Raw genomic sequence first — 17,354 nt, 5'->3', positions numbered from 1 at the left:
AACGCCGGGATCCATAGCCACCGGCCTGATTGGTTAGAGCGCGGCGTCTGCCAGAGTGCCTCTCACAGACGCCGCGGAGTATGGGTCCCGGCTCAGGGCCGGGACGACAGCGGAGAATGCCGCCTAGCGCGGGGCCATGCGGATGGCGCCGTCGAGGCGGATGGTCTCGCCGTTCAGCATCGGATTCTCGACGATGTGGACGGCGAGGTTGCCGTACTCGGAGGCGTCGCCGAGCCGGGCCGGATGCGGCACCTGGGCGCCCAGGCTCTTGCGCGCTTCTTCGTTCAGTCCCATCAGCAGCGGCGTCAGGAACAGGCCGGGCGCGATGGTGTTGACGCGGATCTTCTGGCTGGCGAGATCGCGCGCGGCTGGCAGGGTCAGGCCGACGACACCACCCTTCGAGGCCGAATAGGCGATCTGGCCGATCTGGCCTTCATAGGCCGCGACGCTGGCGGTGTTGATCGCGACGCCGCGCTCCTCGCCAACAGGCTCGGCGGTGACGAGGCGCTCGGCAAACAGCCGCAGCACGTTGAAGGTGCCGATCAGGTTGACGTTGATGATGCGCGCGAACTTCGCCAGCGGATAGACGCCGTCCTTGCCGACGATGCGCTGCGAGCCGCCGATGCCGGCGCAGTTCACCAGCACGCGGGCGATGCCGTGCGCGGCCTCGGCCTTGGCGATGCCGGCCTTGACCTGATCCTCATTGGTGACGTCGGCATGGAGAGCGACGCCGTTGAGCTCGGCGGCGACCTTCTCGGCATTCTCCAGGCTCTGATCGAGCACGGCGATCTTGGCGCCCTTGGCCGCCATCGCGCGCGCTGTGGCGGCGCCGAGACCCGAGCCACCGCCGGTGATGAGAACGGCAACGTTGTTGAGTTGCATGGTGCGTTTCCTCCGTTTGTTGTTGTTGGCGAATGGCGAATAGGGAGTAGCGAATGGCGAAGAACGGGTGCCCACCTCGCTATTCCCTATGCGCCATTCGCCCGTTTCAATATCCCGCCGCAGATCAGCGCCTCCATATGGGCGATGTACTGGCGGCAAACTTCATCGGTGACAGGGCCGACGCCGATCGCACGCGACATCGCATGGCGGCCGAAGAACAGGTGATCGCAGGCGCCGATCAGGCTGGTGTAGAACAGCACGGGATCGACGACCCGAAACTCGCCCTTGGCAATGCCCTCTTCGATCAGCCGCCGATGGAATTCCAGCAGCGGCGCGACGAAGAACTTCGACACCTCGTCGGCGGCCTCGGCGGTGCTCTCGTGCAGGAGATAATGGATCAGCCGGTTCATGTAGGGAAACCGGTGATAGGCGCGGATGATGCCGCTGATGTGCAGCTTCAGCTTGGCCGTCGGCGGCAGCGGCTGCGCCAGCAGATATTCGAGGTTGGCAACCTCGGTCGCCGCGTCGCGCGCGAGCAGCGCCAGCAGCAGGCCATCCTTGTTGCCGAAATGATATTTCACCAGCGCGGCATTCGAGCCGGACTTCTGGGCGATGTCGCTGAGCGAGATCTCGATCGAGGACCTCGCGATCATCAGCTCGCTGGCGGCATCGAGGAGCTTTTCCGCGGTGGCATTCCGCCCCACGGCAAGCTTCTCCGGCGCGCTGTTCTGCAGCTGAGGTCCCAAAGCGTTTCCCATCGGTTGTTGGGGCCAGATAAGCCGAAGCCGAAGTCGATCTCAAGAGTTAATTGATCGATTGACTAAAGCTCAATCGCGCATTTAAATCCCCCTCAATCAACGAACCAAGTCTAGGGAGGAAACCTCATGGCGGAAGCCTATATCGTCGCGGCTGCGCGCACGGCCGGCGGCCGCAAGGGCGGCCGTCTGGCCGGCTGGCATCCGGCGGATCTGGCGGCGAAGGTGCTGGATGCGCTGGTCGAGCGCTCCGGCGCCGCGCCTGATCAGGTCGAGGACGTGATCATGGGCTGCGTCATGCAGACCGGCGAACAGTCCACCAACATCGCGCGAAACGCAGTGCTGGCCTCGAAGCTGCCGGAGAGCGTCCCGGGCACCTCGATCGATCGCCAGTGCGGTTCGTCGCAGCAGGCGCTGCATTTCGCCGCGCAGGCGGTGATGTCCGGTGCGATGGACGTTGTGATCGCCGCGGGCGTGGAGTCGATGACCCGCGTGCCGATGGGTCTCTCCTCCACTTTGCCGGCCAAGAACGGCTTCGGGCACTACAAGAGCCCGAACATGGAGAGCCGCTATCCGAACATCCAGTTCAGCCAGTTCACCGGCGCGGAGATGATGGCGGAGAAGTACGGGCTCTCGAAGGATGAGCTCGACGAATACGCCTATCACAGCCATCAGCGCGCGATCGCCGCGACGCAAGCAGGCCACTTCAAGGACGAGATCATCCCGCTCGAGATCACCCGCGCGGACGGCTCGACCGACGTCCACCATATCGACGAGGGCATCCGCTTCGACGTCAGCCTCGACGGCATCAAGGGCGTCAAGCTGATCGCCGAGAACGGCAAGCTGACGGCGGCTTCCGCCAGCCAGATCTGCGACGGCGCCTCGGGCGTGATGGTCGTGAACGAGCGCGGCCTGAAGTCGCTCGGCGTCAAGCCACTGGCACGCGTGCACCACATGACCATGATGGGCGGCGATCCCGTGATCATGCTGGAAGCGCCGCTGCCGGCGACGCAGCGCGCGCTGCAGAAGTCCGGCATGTCGATCGACGACATCGATCTTTACGAGGTCAACGAGGCCTTCGCCTCGGTACCGACCGCGTGGCTGAAGAGCACCGGCGCCGACCCGAGCAGGCTCAACGTCAATGGCGGCGCGATCGCGCTCGGCCACCCGCTCGGCGGCTCCGGCACCAAGCTGATGACCACGCTGCTGCACGCGCTGAACGCCCGCAACAAGCGCTATGGCCTGCAGACCATGTGCGAAGGCGGCGGCATGGCCAACGTGACGATCCTCGAGAGACTCTAGATCTCGCGCCACCAATGGTGTCGTCCCCGCGAACGCGGGGACCCATAACCACCGAATTAAATGTTGGGCGAGCTGGAGCCACAGCTCGCTCCCACCACAGCCTCCTGTGGTTATGGGTCCCGGCTCAAGGCCGGGACGACACCTCTTTCCCTGATCAGCGGTGAGCCCCTCATGACCCACCCCTCCATTCACGCCCGGAGCCATCCCGATAAGATCGCCTACCAGATGGCGGGGACCGGCAAGGCCATCACCTATCGCGAGCTCGACGAGCTCTCCAACCAGGGCGCCCACCTGTTCCGTGCGCTGGGCCTGAAGGCCGGCGATCACGTTGCCTTCCTGATGGAGAACCGGCTCGCCTTCATGGAGATCGCCTGGGCCGCGCAGCGCTCCGGCCTCTACTATACCGCGATCAGCCGCTATCTGACGAAGGACGAGATCGCCTACATCATCAGGGATTGCGGCGCCAAGGTCTTCATCACCTCGCCGAAATGCGCCGAGCAGGTGCGCGATCTCGTGACCGCCGACGGCCCGCTGTTCTTCATGGTCGACGAGCCCGAGCCCGGCTTCCGCTGCTGGGACAAGGAGGCCGGCGCGCAGCCGACAACGCCGATCGCCGACCAGGTCGCGGGCTACGACATGCTGTATTCATCGGGCACGACCGGACGTCCCAAGGGCATCAAGAAGGATTTCGAAGGCAATCCGATCGACCAGCCCAACCAGTTCCTGCGCGTGCTCTGCGCCGACATGTGCGGCATGAACGCCGAGAGCATCTACCTGTCGCCGGCGCCGCTCTATCATGCAGCGCCATTGCGCTTCAACATGATGGCGATCACGCTCGGCGGCACCTCGATCATCATGGAGCATTTCGACGCCGAGGAGTTCCTGAAGCTCGTCGAAAAATACAAGATCACGCAGTCGCAGCTGGTGCCGACGATGTTCGTGCGCATGCTCAAGCTGCCGGAGGACGTCCGCAAGCAGTACGACGTCTCGACCTTGAAGGGCGCGATCCATGCCGCGGCGCCCTGCCCGGTCGATGTCAAGGCCAGGATGATCGAGTGGTGGGGTCCGATCCTGATCGAGTACTACGCCGGGTCGGAAGGCAACGGCGTCACCGTCTGCACCTCGAAGCAGTGGCTGGAGCATCGCGGCAGCGTCGGCCGCGCCGTGGTCGGCAAGATCAAGATCCTCGGCGAGGATGATCAGGAGATGCCGACCGGCGAGATCGGCACGGTCTATTTCGCCGACGCGCCGGTGTTCTCCTATCACAACGATCCGGAGAAGACGAAGCGCGCCTACAACGACAAGGGCTGGTCGACGCTCGGCGATGTCGGCTATCTCGACGCTGACGGCTTCCTCTACCTCACCGACCGCAAGTCCTACATGATCATCTCCGGCGGCGTGAACATCTACCCGCAGGAGACCGAGGACGTGCTCATCACCCATCCTGACGTCGCCGACGTCGCCGTGTTCGGCGTGCCGAACGAGGAGATGGGCGAGGAGGTCAAGGCCGTCGTTCAGCCGCACGACATGGCGCGCGCCGGGAAGGCACTCGAGGAGCAGCTGATGCTGTTCTGCCGCCAGCATTTGTCGCCGATCAAATGCCCGCGCTCGATCGACTTCGAGCCCGAGCTGCCGCGCACGCCGACGGGGAAGCTGGTCAAGCGTCATTTGCGCGAGCGCTACTGGCCGAAGAAGGGCGCAGCGTAGCACTAACCAAGCTGTCGTCCCGGCCTTGAGCCGGGACCCATAGCCGCCGTCCCGAGTTTTGCGAAGGCTGGAGCTACCAGCAAGCCTTAACACAGCGTCCTGTGGTTATGGGTCCCGGCGTTCGCCGGGACGACACTGATGAGGGCCGCGATGACCTCCTCCTCCCCACTTCCAGCACTTCCCCCTCTCCCCCTTCCGCCCTCGATCCGCTCCCGCCACGTCGACGGTATCAACGGCCTGCGGATGCACGTGCTCGAAGCCGGCTTCGAAACGCCCGACCGGCCGTGCGTGCTGCTGCTGCACGGCTTTCCCGAGCTCGCCTATAGCTGGCGCAAGGTGATGCCGGCGCTGGCGGCGGCCGGCTATCACGTGCTGGCGCCTGACCAGCGCGGCTATGGCCGGACCACCGGCTGGAGCGCCGACTATGATGGCGACCTCGCGCCGTTCCGCTTCACCAATCTGGTGCGCGACGCGCTCGGTGTCGTCTACGCCTTCGGCCATCGCCATGTCGCTGCTGTCATCGGCCACGATTTCGGCAGCCCGGTCGCGGCGTGGTGCGCGCTGATCCGCCCCGATGTCTTTCGATCCGTGGTGATGATGAGCGCGCCGTTCCCGGGTCCACCGGCGGCACCGTTCGGCATCGCGGATCAACCGCTCGTTCCGACCGATGATCCCGTGCATCGCGAGCTCGCGGCGCTGCCGCGGCCGCGCAAGCACTATCAGCCCTACTACTCCACGCGCGAGGCCAACGCCGACATGCATCGCGCATCGCAGGGCCTGCGTGACTTCCTGCGCGCCTACTATCACCACAAGAGCGCCGACTGGCCGGGCAACCAGCCATATCCGTTTCAAGCATGGACCGCAGACGAACTGGCCAAGCTGCCGACCTACTACGTGATGGATCTCGACAAGACCATGGCCGAGACCGTCGCCGAGGAGATGCCTGGCGCCGCGGCGATCGCGGCCAATCGCTGGCTGCCCGACAGCGAGCTCGCGGTCTACGCCGCCGAATATGAACGAACCGGCTTCCAAGGCGGCCTGCAATGGTATCGCTGCGGCACGTCAGGTCTGTTCGACGCGGAATTGCAGACCTGGTCGGATCGCACCATCGACGTTCCGTCTGCATTCATCTCCGGCCTGCAAGACTGGGGCATCTACCAACGGCCCGGTGTGCTTGAAGCGATGCAGTCCCGAGTGTGCACCAACATGATCCTGTGCGAGCTGATCGATCGTGCCGGGCATTGGGTGCAGCAGGAGCAACATGACCATGTCAACGAGCTCCTGTTCACGTTCCTGAATAAATCGACAGCCTGATTTCGGACGCCGTTGCGACCTAATCAGGCGAATCGAGGAACGAATATTCGGGGTGCGACGTTTTGGCATCCGGGCGATGCCCATCAGGAGAAAGCTTTATGGATAAGAAGATCGCAGGCTTGCTTGGCGCGGTCGCCGCTGTCGGCGCGCTCGGCTCGGGGCAGGCGTCAGCGGCTCCGGCGCCGACCGACGTGCTGAAGGCCAATTCCTACGCCGACCTGCTCGAGCCGATCCCGAATGCAGCCGCAGTGCTGCAGGCCCTCGACGAGCAGGCGCCTCAGGCGGCCGAGCCGAAGGTGCAGCTGGCGCAGTGGTACCATCACCACCATCATCATCACCACCATCACCATGGCTACTGGCGCGGCTATGGCTATGGCCCCGGCTATGGGTACGGCTACGGCCCGCGGGTGTATGTGGTGCCGCGCCGGTACTATCACCACCACCATCATCACCATCACCACTGGTATTACGATCGCTATTGATCGTCATGAGGTGACAGTTCGAGGGGCGCCGGCCGCGAGGTCGGTGCCCTTTTTTCTATGCGGCTAGGGCGGCAGCTCATCATTATGGGGACACGGGGCTGTCGCGACGAGCGGGCCTGTCAGTTTGCTTCTCCGTCATGGCCGGGCTCGTCCCGGCCATCCACGTCTTTCAGCACGCTAGGGACTACGTGGATGGCCGGGACAAGCCCGGCCATGACGACGGAGAGAACGTTGAGTGAAAGTCCGACATCAAATTCGATGCCTGAGCTTGCTCAGGATTTGCGCGCTTTCTCCTTCGCGGCGCGATGCAGATGGCGGTAGGTGCCGTCGAACACCGTGTCGGTGCTCGACACCCATTCGGTCTCCTTGGCGAGCACGGGACGGCTGGCATGGATGCGGCGGGACTGCAACTCGCGCTCGGCGGCCTCGTCGGGACTCATCGGCTCGACCGTGAAGTTCGCCTCCTCGGGGATGACGATCACCTGCGCGAACGGCTCGCCGGAGCGGAAGATGTGCGTGCGGCCCTCCGCCGGCGCCTTGAACACGGTGAAGAACAGCATCGGCCAGAAGCCGCGCACCAGGGCCGGCACGGCGATCGGGCAGGTATCGGTACGGTCGGTGTAGAAGCGCGGATGCGGCTCGGTGCGAATCGCAAAGCCCGGGGGCACCTTGAGATCGAGCAGGATCTGATAGGTGTAGAATGCATCGCCGAAATTGCGGAACGGCGGCCATTGCAGGCTCGGGCTCGGCGGCTCGCCCCAATCGCCCGACAATTCCAGCTTGCCGTCGCGCGTCGTGACCTGCAGCTCGAAATCATACGGATAGAACAGCTCGATGCCGTATTGCGCGCCCTCGGAGAACGGCACGCAGTGCCAGACCTGCTCGTGCGAGCCATTCGCGCGCGGCTGCCGCTCGCCTGCCCAGCCCGGAATGTCCATCCTGGTCCGGCGCGGCGCCAGTCCGGGATCATTCAGCCTGTATTTGACGCTGGTCATTGGAACTCCTTAGGTAGCCAAGCGGAAACGCGAACGGTGAATTTGCTCAGGGGTTCCCTGACTGGGGCCTGAATGCGACCTCACGAAATGTTTCGCGGCCACGGCGCGGCGGTAGTTTGACCGCGCTGCGGCAAATCCATATAGACTTTAGAAACGTTCTAAACAGTCGAATGTTGAGAACGTCAAATCCGGGGACTTGGAATGAAGAATTTCGCCGACCTCACCGAGCGCGAGATCCTGGCGATCGCGATCTCGGCCGAAGAGGAAGACGGCCGCATCTACATGAGCTTCGCGGAAGACCTGGCGGAGCGGTATCCGGATTCGGCGAAACTGTTCGAGCAGATGGCCGAGGAGGAGAAGGGCCATCGCCACATGCTGCTCGAGCTCTATGAGGAGCGCTTCGGCAAGAACCTGCCGCCGATCCGGCGCGAGAACGTCAAGGGCTTCATGCAGCGCCGCCCGATCTGGCTGACCAAGAACCTGTCGCTCGATGCCATCCGCAAGGAGGTCGGCACGATGGAGTTCGAGGCCGAGCGCTTCTATGCCAAGGCCGCCGAGCAGGCCAAGGACGTCGGCGTGCGCCGTCTGCTCGGCGATCTCGCGCTCGCTGAGAAGGGCCACGAGCAGGTCGCGGCCAAGCTGACCGACGAAATCCTCAGCCCTGACGTGCGTCATAAGGAAGACGAGACGCGGCGGCGCGTGTTCGTGCTGCAATATGTCCAGCCCGGACTCGCCGGCCTGATGGACGGCTCAGTGTCGACGCTCGCGCCATTGTTTGCCGCGGCCTTCGCCACGCATCAGAACTTCCAGACTTTCCTGGTCGGCCTCGCCGCTTCGATCGGCGCCGGCATCAGCATGGGCTTTGCCGAGGCGCTGTCCGACGATGGCTCGCTGACCGGCCGCGGCTCGCCCTGGCTGCGCGGCGCCGTCTGCGGCGCGATGACGACGCTCGGCGGCCTCGGCCATACGATGCCTTATCTCGTCCCGGACTCCTGGACCAACGCGTTCTGGATCGCGACCGCGATCGCCGGCCTCGTCGTGTTCTTCGAGCTGTGGGCGATCGCCTATATCCGCGCGCGCTACATGGACACGCCGTTCATGCAGGCGGTGTTCCAGATCGTGCTCGGCGGCATCATCGTGCTCGGCGTGGGGATCTTGATAGGCGCGGCCTAGCATCGGTCGCGGCGGGCGGAACTTCCTGCCGGACACCTGATTGCGCCAGACCGAACACAATGGAAGGCTCGTCATGACACCACGCCTGCACTACGGCACGCCCGCGAAGATCCTGCACTGGCTGGTGGTGGCGCTGCTCGCCATCCAATATCCGATCGGCTGGCTGATGCCCGACCTGCACGCCAACACGCCGCCGGGCACGCCGATGATCCTGCACATCTCGTTCGGCCTCACCATCCTGGCCCTGATCGTCGTGCGCTTCGTCTGGCGTCTCACCCACCCCGTGGCGCCGGAGAGCTCGCTGCCGCCGTGGCAGCGGCTGAGCTCGGAGGCGGTGCACTGGGCGCTCTATGTGATGGTGCTGGCGACCACCATCACCGGCTGGCTGTTCGCGTCGTTCCGCGGCTGGAGCGTGTCCTACTTCTACCTGTTTCAGCTGCCGATGCTGGCGGCGCGCAACCCGGCCGGCAATCGCGCCATCGACGGCCTGCACCAGGCATCCGAGTGGCTGCTGCTGATCCTGATCGTGGTTCATGTCGGCGCGGCGCTGGCGCACATCTTCGTCTATCGCGACCGCGTCATGCAGCGCATGCTGCCGGGCTGATTGCGCGCGCCCAGCGCAATTTCGGTCAAGCCGCGGCCTTCGGCATCAGCTACTGTCTGGCTTCCTCAAGCACGGGAGCAGGACCCTTGGCCTCATCGCAATGGACGTTCGCAACCGCCAGCGAAACGGCGAAAGCCCTCGCGCATCGCGAGGTCTCGTCGGTCGAGCTGACACAGCTCGCCATCGACCGCATTCAGCGCCACGACGACAAGATCAACGCCATCTGCGTGCGCGATTTCGACCGCGCGCTGGACGCCGCACGTAGCGCGGACGCGGCGCTTGCGCGCGGCGAGCGCCGGCCGCTGCTCGGCCTGCCGCTGACGGTGAAGGAATCCTTCAACGTCGGCGGGCTGCCGACGACCTGGGGCTTTCCGCAACAGAAGAACTTCATCGCAGCCGAAGACGCGCTCACCGTCACGCGGGTGAAGGACGCCGGCGGCATCGTGCTCGGCAAGACCAACGTGCCGATCGCGCTCGGCGACTGGCAGAGCACCAACGACATCTACGGCACCACCAACAACCCTTACGATCTCGCACGGACGCCGGGCGGCTCCTCCGGCGGCTCGGCGGCGGCGCTGGCGGCCGGCTACGGCGCGCTGTCGCTCGGCTCCGACATCGGCGGCTCGCTGCGCGTGCCGGCCTTTCATTGCGGCGTCACCGCGCACAAGCCGACCTATGGCCTGGTGCCCACGCGCGGCCACACGCCGCCGCCGTTCCCGCCGCTGCCGAACGAGGCGGACCTCGCCGTCGTTGGCCCAATGGCGCGCTCGGCGGCTGATCTATCGTTGTTGCTCGAGGTGATGGCGGGACCCGACCCGCTCGAAGCGGGCAAGGCGTATCGGCTGGAGCTGCCGACGGCGCGGCACACGCGCCTGCAGGATTTCCGCGTGCTGGTGGTGGCGAGCGATCCGCTGCTGCCGACCGACAGCGCCGTGCGCGGCGCCATCGAGCGGCTCGCGGGTGATCTGGCGAAGGTCGGCGTGCGCGTTGCGGGCGAGAGCCCGCTCCTGCCGGACTTCGCCGCCTCCAGCCGACTCTATATGCGCATGCTCCATGCGTTCCTCGGCGCCACCATGCCGCCGGAGGCCTATGCCCGCGTCAGAGAGAAGGCCGCGGGCCTTCCAGTTGGCGCCGCGAGCCTTGCTGCGGAAACGCTGCGCGGCCTCGCCTTCAGCCATCGCGACTGGGTGCATGCCAGCGGCGCCCGCGCCGGGCTGCGCGCGCAATGGCGCCTTCTGTTCGAGAGCTTCGATGCCGTGATCTGTCCGATCATGCCAACGCCCGCTTTTCCGCACGATCATTCCGACGACATGGGAGCGCGCCGCATCACCATCGACGGTGTCGACCACGACTATGGCGATCAGCTCGCCTGGCCCGGGATCGCCACGTTGCCCGGCCTGCCCGCGACGCAGATCCCGCTCGGGCTCGCCGAAGGCTTGCCCGTCGGGGCGCAGATCGTCGGCCCCTTCCTCGAAGACCGCACGGCGCTCAAGCTCGCCGAACTGATCGAGCGCGAATTCGGCGGCTTCACGCCGCCACCGATGTTTTCGGGTCAATCGTAAGAGGCACAAGCGCCTCCTGGTCCACCGCCGTCGTCCCGGCCTTGAGCCGGGACCCATAGCGCGGAATCTATCAAGGTGGCGCAACTGTCAGTCATCGTCCCATGACCGCCGGTGGCTATGGGTCCCGGCTCAAGGCCGGGACGACGACCGTGTGTGCGGAGCGCCATATTGCCCCACATCGTCATGGCCGGGCTTGACCCGGCCATCCATCGACGTGAGAGGATGGATGCCCGGGTCAAGCCCGGGCATGACGAGCAACTGATAAGAAGGCGCGCCTGGCATCACCACCCGCACTCCATGCGGTGCCTCACCTCACGCATCGAACATGATCACGCTACGCAGCGTCTTCCCCGCCTTCATGTTGGCGAAGCCCTCGTTGATCTCCGACAGCTTCAGCTTGGCGGAGATCCAGTCCTCCAGATGCAGCTTGCCGCGCAGATAGAACTCGACGAGGCGGGGCATGTCGACGCGGAAGTGGTTGGAGCCCATCGACGAGCCCTGGATGCGGCGCTCGCGCAGGAAGTCGAAGCCGTGCAGCTCGATCTTCTGGCCGAACGGGATCATGCCGACGATGGTCGCGGTGCCGCCGGGCGCCAGCATCGCGAACGCCTGCTCGGCGGTCTCCTTGCGGCCCAGCACCTCGAAAGCATGATGCACGCCGCCCTTGGTCAGCTCGCGCACCTGCGCGACGGCGTCGCCGTCCAAGGGATTGATGATGTCGGTAGCGCCGAGCTTGGTCGCAAGCTGCAGCTTGGCCGGGTTGGTGTCGATCGCGATGATGCGCCCCGCGCCCGCGATCTCGGCGCCATTGATCGCGGCCATGCCGACGCCGCCGCAGCCGATCACGGCGACAGTCTCACCGGCCGTCACGCGCGCCGTGTTCACCACCGCGCCATAGCCGGTGATGACGCCGCAGCCGATCAACGCGGCGAACTCGAGCGGCATGTCCTGGCGGATCTTCACGATCGCGTTCTCGTGCACCAGCATCTGCTCGGCGAATGACGAGAGATTGAGGAACTGATGCAGCTTCTCACTCCGCCCCCATGACAGCCGGTTGGAGGCGCCAGGCGGCATTTTCACCGTGGTGTCGGTGCACAGCACCGGCCGGCCCGTGGTGCAGTTGTCGCAGGTGCCGCAGAACACCGAGAGACAGGTGACGACGTGATCGCCCGGCTTCACATAGCTGACGTCTGAGCCGACCTGCTCGACGATGCCAGCGGACTCATGGCCGAGCACCGCCGGCAGTGGATGCGGATAGAGTCCCTCAATGAAGTGCAGGTCGGAATGGCAGAGACCGGCGACGCTCGTGCGGATCAGCACCTCGCGCGGCCCCGGCTTGGGCACGCTGATCTCCTCGATCACCAGCGGCTTGTTGACCTCCATCAGCACGGCGGCTTTCATTGGCGTTCTCTCCCTGTTTTGTTATGATTTGGTTTAGCAACTTACCACGTCGTCTTCCGGAGCTGGTGACTGCGCCCTCTCCCCTTGTGGGAGAGGGCTACGCAGCTGCCAGCAACAAACTCACCCGGGTGAGGGGTTCGTGCCACGAATTCAGCTCCGCGCCCGTAGCGACCCCTCACCCGGTTTTCATGCTGCGCATGGAAACCACCCTCTCCCACAAGGGGAGAGGGTGCATCGAGCTTGCGGCGCCAGCTTCAGACTACAACGCATTTTCTCACCGGAAGACTACGCCGCCGACATCAGTTCGCCAACCTCATCCATGTTCGCGTCGCGCTCACCCAGCAGCAGCGTTGCGATCGCGTCGTCCGTCTTGTTTTCCGCCAGCCGGAACGGATCGGCCGGTGTCAGCCGATGATCCACCACCAGCTTCGCCAGCAATAAGCGTCGCGCATCGCCGCGCATCGCATGGATGCGCGCGCTCTCCCAGGTGAGCGAGACGGCACTGGCGGTGTGATACAGCAGGCTGGTCGCCCGGCGAGACTCCGCTTCATTGTCGGCGCGCCCCGCGACCTCACGCGCAAAACCGGTCGCGCGATCGACCAGGCGATGCAGCTGATCGCGCCAGGCCTGCGGCACATCAGCGCTGTCGTCGAGACGCGCATGCAGGTCGGCTGACAGCGCGGACTCCGCGCCGTGACGGCCGACGGCGCGCTTGAGCGCATCGAGCGCGACGATGTTGCCGGTGCCTTCCCAGATCGAGCCGAGATGCGCATCGCGCAGCAGCCTGGAGGTGGCGAACTCCTCGACATAGCCGATGCCGCCGCGCATCTCCAACGCATCGCCGCAGACCTTGCGCGCGTCGCGCGTGGCGCGGAATTTCAAGACAGGGGTCAGGATACGCAGCAGCGCAGCCGCGTCCTGGCTGCCGCCCTCGGCACGGTCCAGGGCATCGGCGGTGAGGAAACTCATCGACAGCGCCTGCTCGGTCGGCAGCAGGATCTTCAGCAGCTGACGGCGTCCCAAGGGCAGGTCGACGATGCGCTGCCCGAACACGACGCGATTGCGCGCGACCGTGATCGCGTCGTGCCAGGCGCGCCGCATCAGCGCCGTCGACTTGACACCGTTCGAGAGCCGCGAGGAGTTCACCATCTCGGCCATCTGCACGAAGCCGCGATCGAGCCGGCCGACGGCATAGGCGATCGCGCCTTCCAGCTTGATCTCGCCCGAGGCCATCGAGCGGGTGCCGAGCTTATCCTTCAGGCGCACGATCCGATAATGGTTCTGCGTGCCGTCTTCGAGGAAGCGCGGCATCAGGAACAGGCCGACGCCGCGCGTGCCGGGCTCGGCGCCTTCGGGCCGCGCCAGCAGCATCACCACCTTGGCATCGGCATTGGAGCAGAACCATTTCTCCCCGTGCAGCCGCCAGTGATTGCCCTCGGGCACGGCGACCGTCGTGAGCGTGCCGACGTCGGAGCCGCCCTCCTTCTCGGTCATGAACTGACCGCCCTGGGTCAGCTTGCGCATGTCGGTCTGCGTCAGGCCGTCGAGATACTTCGCCTTCAGCGCGTCGCTGCCGAAGCTCGAAAGCAGCTTGGCGCAGCCGTCGGTGACGTTGATCGGGCAGCCCAGCCCGAACTCCGCCTGGTTGAACAGGAAGGTGAAGGCGTGCTTGGCCGTGACGGGATATCTGGTCGGCCAGCCGAGAATGCCCTTGCGGATCGACATCGCATGGATACCGAACTCGCCGAAGGCCGCGCGCTCCAGCTCACGATAGGCGGGGTGATATTCGATCCACTGCACGTCGCGGCCGAAGCGGTCGCGCTGGTGCAGCACCGGGCCATGGCGGTCCGCGAGCCGGGCGCACTCGTCGAGATAGGAGCCGGCCAGTTCGCCGAGCCGGTCGAGATGCGGCACCAGGTGGCGGAACAGCGTGTCGGGCAGATGGATGCGCAGGAGGTCGGCGAGCGCCGGATCTGCGCGATAGAAGTTGAGCCCGGTGGTATCGGGCGCCAGCAAATCCGGCCGCTTCCCGCCCGTCATGACGTCGTCGCGTTTCAGGAACTGGTGCATGAGCGTTAAGCCCTCGTTCGTTTCAACAAGTCTCTGATGGACTCTTCAGGTTGCATCTGATCGGGTACACGACGTCGCACGTCCGCAGGTTCTGGGAGCCGCGCAATGACCAATCAGCCGACGGAGGTTTATCGCATCTTCGGGGCGGAGATGTCGCCCTATTCGGTCAAGGTGCGATCGTATCTGCGTTACAAGGGCATTCCGCATCAGTGGATATTGCGCAGCGCGGAAACCGAGGGCGAGTTCACCCGGCACGCCAAGCTGCCGATCATTCCGCTGGTGGTCGCGCCCGACGAGGTGCCGATGCAGGATTCGACGCCGATCATCGATGCGCTCGAGCTCGATTTTCCGGAGCCGTCGGTTCATCCCGGCGACGTGCTGATGAGCTTCATCTCCGCTCTGATCGAGGAGTTCGGCGATGAGTGGGGCAACAAATGGATGTTCCATTATCGCTGGGCCGGCGAGCTCGATCAGCGCGCCTCGGCCGGGCGCATCGCCCGCATGGTCGCGCCGAAGGCCACCGATGCCGATGTCGCCAGGCTGTCGGAGAAGATTCGCGCGCGCATGGTCGATCGCCTCTCCTATGTCGGTTCGAACGAGGCCAACGCACCGCAGATCGAGCAGGGATTTGTCGAGATGCTCGATCTGCTGGAGCGGCACCTCGCGCTCAGGCCGTATCTGTTCGGCGGCCGTCCGGCCTATGGCGATTTCGGCCTGTGGGGTCAGCTCTACGAGTTGTGGACCGATCCGACCGCCGGCGCGCTGATCGAGGGCCGCGCCCCGCATGTGCTGGCCTGGATCCAGCGCATGATGTGGCCACGCGCGGAAGGCGAGTTCGAGCTGTGGCCGGAACTGTCGCTCACATTGATGCCGATCCTGACGCGCCAGGTCGGCGCGCTGTTCATGCCGTGGTCGCTCGCCAATGAGCAGGCGATCAAGGACAACCGCGACGCTTTCAGCGTCCAGCTCGGCGACATCGTGTGGACCCAGAAGCCGCAGAAATATCATGCGCGGTCGCTGGCGATGCTGCGCTCGAAATACGCCTTCCTGCACGACCGCAGCCGGCTCGACATCGTGCTGGAAGAGATCGGCTGCCTCGCCGGCCTGCAGCCGCGCCCGGCCTGATCTCAGGCAGAATTGTGGGGATGGATGGTGGGAAGTTGGCCTTGGCTGCACTAGCTTGAGCGGAGCGGACGCATGTCGAGGACACCCAGATGGATATCCCTGCCTACAAGATCGCCCTGATCGTCGGCGCCGGCGAAGGGCTTTCCGCCTCGCTCGCGCGGCTGTTCGCGCGCGAGAAGATCCGCGTGGCGCTCGCCGCGCGCAAGACCGAGAAGCTCGGTGCGCTTTGCAGCGAGACCGGCGCGCGGGCCTATCCCTGCGACGCCACCAATCCGGAGGAGGTCGAGCGGCTGTTCGGCCTCGTCACGCGCGAGATCGGAGAGCCCGATCTCGTGGTCTACAATGCCAGCGCACGCGCGCGCGGGCCGCTCACCGATCTCGTGCCGGCCGACGTGCAGAATTCCATTGCCGTCAGCGCCTTCGGTGGCTTCCTGGTGGCCCAGCAGGCGGCTCAGCGCATGCTGCCCAACAAGCATGGCGCGATCCTGTTCACCGGCGCCTCGGCGAGCGTGAAGGGCTATGCGCAGTCGTCCGCGTTCGCGATGGGCAAGTTCGCGCTGCGCGGCCTCGCCCAGAGCATGGCGCGGGAGCTGTCGCCGCAGGGCATCCACGTCGCTCATTTCGTCATCGACGGCGGCATCAAGAGCGCCGAACGGCAGGAGCCGGCGGAGCGGCCGGATTCGATGCTCGATCCGGATGCGATCGCGGCGAGCTATTGGAGCGTGCTGCAGCAGCCGCGCAGCGCCTGGAGCTGGGAGATGGAGCTGCGGCCCTGGGTGGAGACGTTTTGAGTACGCTTGAACATCGGACAACAAAGCAGACTGCGCGTGAATGCGCCCTCTCCCCTTGTGGGAGAGGGCGAGTTTGGCCTCTCCACGTACGCGGTTGGGTGAGGGGTCTCTCTCTGCGAACAACACTCGTGGAGAGAGACCCCTCACCCAGCCGAGTATGTTGAGCTTTCCTACATGCCCTCTCCCACAAGGGGAGAGGGCGCAGTCATTGGCACCGCGATCGGTTCCCATCCGTCACGCGGCTCTTGTGAGTTCACGGCAACGCCAATTAGATGATGATGGTCATTTCACCAAGCCAAAGTCGGCCCGCCGCACGTCGTCAGCCCTCACGCCCTTCTCGAAACGCACCAACGTCCAATCATCCGCATGCGGCCGGATCGTGAAGCCGGCCTTCCTGGCCAGCGCGATCATCACGTCGTTGGTGCGCAGCGCGTCGCCTGACAGCCTGGCTCCACCGAGGGCGGCTGCGCGACGCTCCAGATCCGCGATCAGCGCCGGGCCGATGCCGTGGCCATGCCAGCGGTCATGCACCGACAGACCGAACTCCACGCGGCCGGTATCGCGCTCGAATGCGTAGCGTGCCTCGGCTACGATGCTTTTGGCACCGTCCTGCTCCATCGTTGCGAGAAGGCTGTAGCGGTCGTTACGGCCGAGCGCGACGAAATCGTCCAGCACAGCCTTCGGCAGTTCGCTGAGAGCGCCCAGGAAGCGTCTATGGCGCGAGCGCTGGCTCAAAGATCGGACATAAGCCTGCAGCGCCTCGGCGTCCTTCGATGTCGCAAAATGCAAGCTGACGAGCTCGCCACGCCTGGTGTGGATGACGTCGGGCACCGCAAGTCGGTCGGCAACAGCAGGCGTCGGCATGGCGGGCGTCCTCGAGACGAGATCTGCCGGCGCCCTCTTTTGCGGAGCGGCGCCGGCGCGGCAGGGATGAGTGAGGGGCTCACCCCCGCCAGAACGGCTTGTCGATCTCGGCGGCGATGTCGCTGCGGGACAGGCCGAGGTCGTGCAGATCGCGTTCCGACCATTGCGCCAGCTCATGCCGGGTGCGGTAGCGGAAGCGCCAGGCGGCGAGCAGCGCGGTCAGGTCGGACCAGAAGCCAGGTGCATGATGTTTCGTCATTGACGAGGAGACGTAAAGGGACATGGAAGCCTCCTGGAAAGCAGTGAGGCTGCACTATCGAAGGCTTG

At 65.2% G+C, this 17,354-nt stretch carries 16 protein-coding genes; 9 read left to right on the top strand and 7 right to left on the bottom strand.

Annotated features, from left to right (window positions below):
- Positions 1-123: 123 nt before the first annotated feature.
- Together NLR35_RS09250 and NLR35_RS09245 are read right to left on the bottom strand one after the other, a co-directional pair.
- Complete coding sequence (locus NLR35_RS09250; protein ID WP_257166262.1) at positions 124-882, bottom strand: SDR family NAD(P)-dependent oxidoreductase; 759 nt, start codon at positions 880-882, stop codon at positions 124-126.
- Between the two features lie 86 nt (positions 883-968).
- Positions 969-1,628 carry a TetR family transcriptional regulator gene (locus NLR35_RS09245; RefSeq protein WP_257166261.1) on the bottom strand — a complete coding sequence of 220 codons (660 nt, stop codon included), beginning with the start codon at positions 1,626-1,628 and terminating at the stop codon, positions 969-971.
- 138 nt (positions 1,629-1,766) lie between these two features.
- Here NLR35_RS09245 and NLR35_RS09240 point away from each other — a divergent pair, with 138 nt between their 5' ends.
- The 4 genes from NLR35_RS09240 (at position 1,767) to NLR35_RS09225 (ending at position 6,442) form a co-directional block, all read left to right on the top strand.
- Entirely contained in the window at positions 1,767-2,939 is a 1,173-nt protein-coding gene (locus tag NLR35_RS09240) for an acetyl-CoA C-acetyltransferase (protein WP_257166260.1), read from the top strand.
- Positions 2,940-3,110: 171 nt separating this feature from the next.
- Positions 3,111-4,646, top strand: coding sequence for an acyl-CoA synthetase (locus NLR35_RS09235; RefSeq protein WP_257166259.1), 1,536 nt, complete (start codon positions 3,111-3,113; stop codon positions 4,644-4,646).
- 243 nt (positions 4,647-4,889) lie between these two features.
- On the top strand, positions 4,890-5,960 hold the full coding sequence (locus NLR35_RS09230; protein ID WP_257166525.1) for an alpha/beta fold hydrolase: 1,071 nt from the start codon (positions 4,890-4,892) through the stop codon (positions 5,958-5,960).
- 98 nt (positions 5,961-6,058) lie between these two features.
- A complete protein-coding gene (locus NLR35_RS09225; protein WP_257166258.1) occupies positions 6,059-6,442 on the top strand; it encodes a hypothetical protein in 384 nt (127 codons plus the stop codon).
- A gap of 272 nt (positions 6,443-6,714) precedes the next feature.
- Here NLR35_RS09225 and NLR35_RS09220 read toward each other — a convergent pair whose 3' ends face one another.
- Positions 6,715-7,437 carry a hypothetical protein gene (locus tag NLR35_RS09220; protein WP_257166257.1) on the bottom strand — a complete coding sequence of 241 codons (723 nt, stop codon included), beginning with the start codon at positions 7,435-7,437 and terminating at the stop codon, positions 6,715-6,717.
- A gap of 201 nt (positions 7,438-7,638) precedes the next feature.
- Here NLR35_RS09220 and mbfA point away from each other — a divergent pair, with 201 nt between their 5' ends.
- The 3 genes from mbfA to NLR35_RS09205 all read left to right on the top strand — a co-directional run bounded on the left by mbfA (position 7,639) and on the right by NLR35_RS09205 (position 10,776).
- Positions 7,639-8,610 carry an iron exporter MbfA gene (mbfA, locus tag NLR35_RS09215; RefSeq protein ID WP_006611314.1) on the top strand — a complete coding sequence of 324 codons (972 nt, stop codon included), beginning with the start codon at positions 7,639-7,641 and terminating at the stop codon, positions 8,608-8,610.
- A gap of 73 nt (positions 8,611-8,683) precedes the next feature.
- Positions 8,684-9,214 carry a cytochrome b gene (locus NLR35_RS09210; RefSeq protein WP_257166256.1) on the top strand — a complete coding sequence of 177 codons (531 nt, stop codon included), beginning with the start codon at positions 8,684-8,686 and terminating at the stop codon, positions 9,212-9,214.
- A gap of 86 nt (positions 9,215-9,300) precedes the next feature.
- On the top strand, positions 9,301-10,776 hold the full coding sequence (locus tag NLR35_RS09205) for an amidase (protein ID WP_257166255.1): 1,476 nt from the start codon (positions 9,301-9,303) through the stop codon (positions 10,774-10,776).
- Positions 10,777-11,088: 312 nt separating this feature from the next.
- Here the strand turns inward: NLR35_RS09205 and NLR35_RS09200 are convergent, their stop codons facing one another.
- Positions 11,089-12,177, bottom strand: coding sequence for a Zn-dependent alcohol dehydrogenase (locus NLR35_RS09200; protein WP_257166254.1), 1,089 nt, complete (start codon positions 12,175-12,177; stop codon positions 11,089-11,091).
- A 285-nt stretch (positions 12,178-12,462) separates the two neighbouring features.
- On the bottom strand, positions 12,463-14,247 hold the full coding sequence (locus tag NLR35_RS09195) for an acyl-CoA dehydrogenase family protein (RefSeq protein ID WP_257166253.1): 1,785 nt from the start codon (positions 14,245-14,247) through the stop codon (positions 12,463-12,465).
- Between the two features lie 105 nt (positions 14,248-14,352).
- Here NLR35_RS09195 and NLR35_RS09190 point away from each other — a divergent pair, with 105 nt between their 5' ends.
- Positions 14,353-15,372, top strand: coding sequence for a glutathione S-transferase family protein (locus tag NLR35_RS09190; protein ID WP_257166252.1), 1,020 nt, complete (start codon positions 14,353-14,355; stop codon positions 15,370-15,372).
- Between the two features lie 89 nt (positions 15,373-15,461).
- Positions 15,462-16,163 (top strand): SDR family NAD(P)-dependent oxidoreductase, encoded by a 702-nt coding sequence (locus tag NLR35_RS09185; protein ID WP_257166251.1) that lies wholly within the window; start codon positions 15,462-15,464, stop codon positions 16,161-16,163.
- Between the two features lie 282 nt (positions 16,164-16,445).
- Here the strand turns inward: NLR35_RS09185 and NLR35_RS09180 are convergent, their stop codons facing one another.
- Both NLR35_RS09180 and NLR35_RS09175 read right to left on the bottom strand, forming a co-directional pair.
- Positions 16,446-17,027, bottom strand: a complete 582-nt coding sequence (locus tag NLR35_RS09180) for a GNAT family N-acetyltransferase (RefSeq protein ID WP_257166250.1) — start codon at positions 17,025-17,027, stop codon at positions 16,446-16,448.
- Positions 17,028-17,106: 79 nt separating this feature from the next.
- A complete protein-coding gene (locus NLR35_RS09175) occupies positions 17,107-17,310 on the bottom strand; it encodes a DUF1127 domain-containing protein (protein WP_257166249.1) in 204 nt (67 codons plus the stop codon).
- Positions 17,311-17,354 lie beyond the last annotated feature (44 nt).

Origin of the sequence: Bradyrhizobium sp. SRS-191, assembly GCF_024586915.1 — a bacterium.
Taxonomy (GTDB): domain Bacteria; phylum Pseudomonadota; class Alphaproteobacteria; order Rhizobiales; family Xanthobacteraceae; genus Bradyrhizobium.
This window is presented reverse-complemented; position numbering and strand designations above follow the sequence as displayed.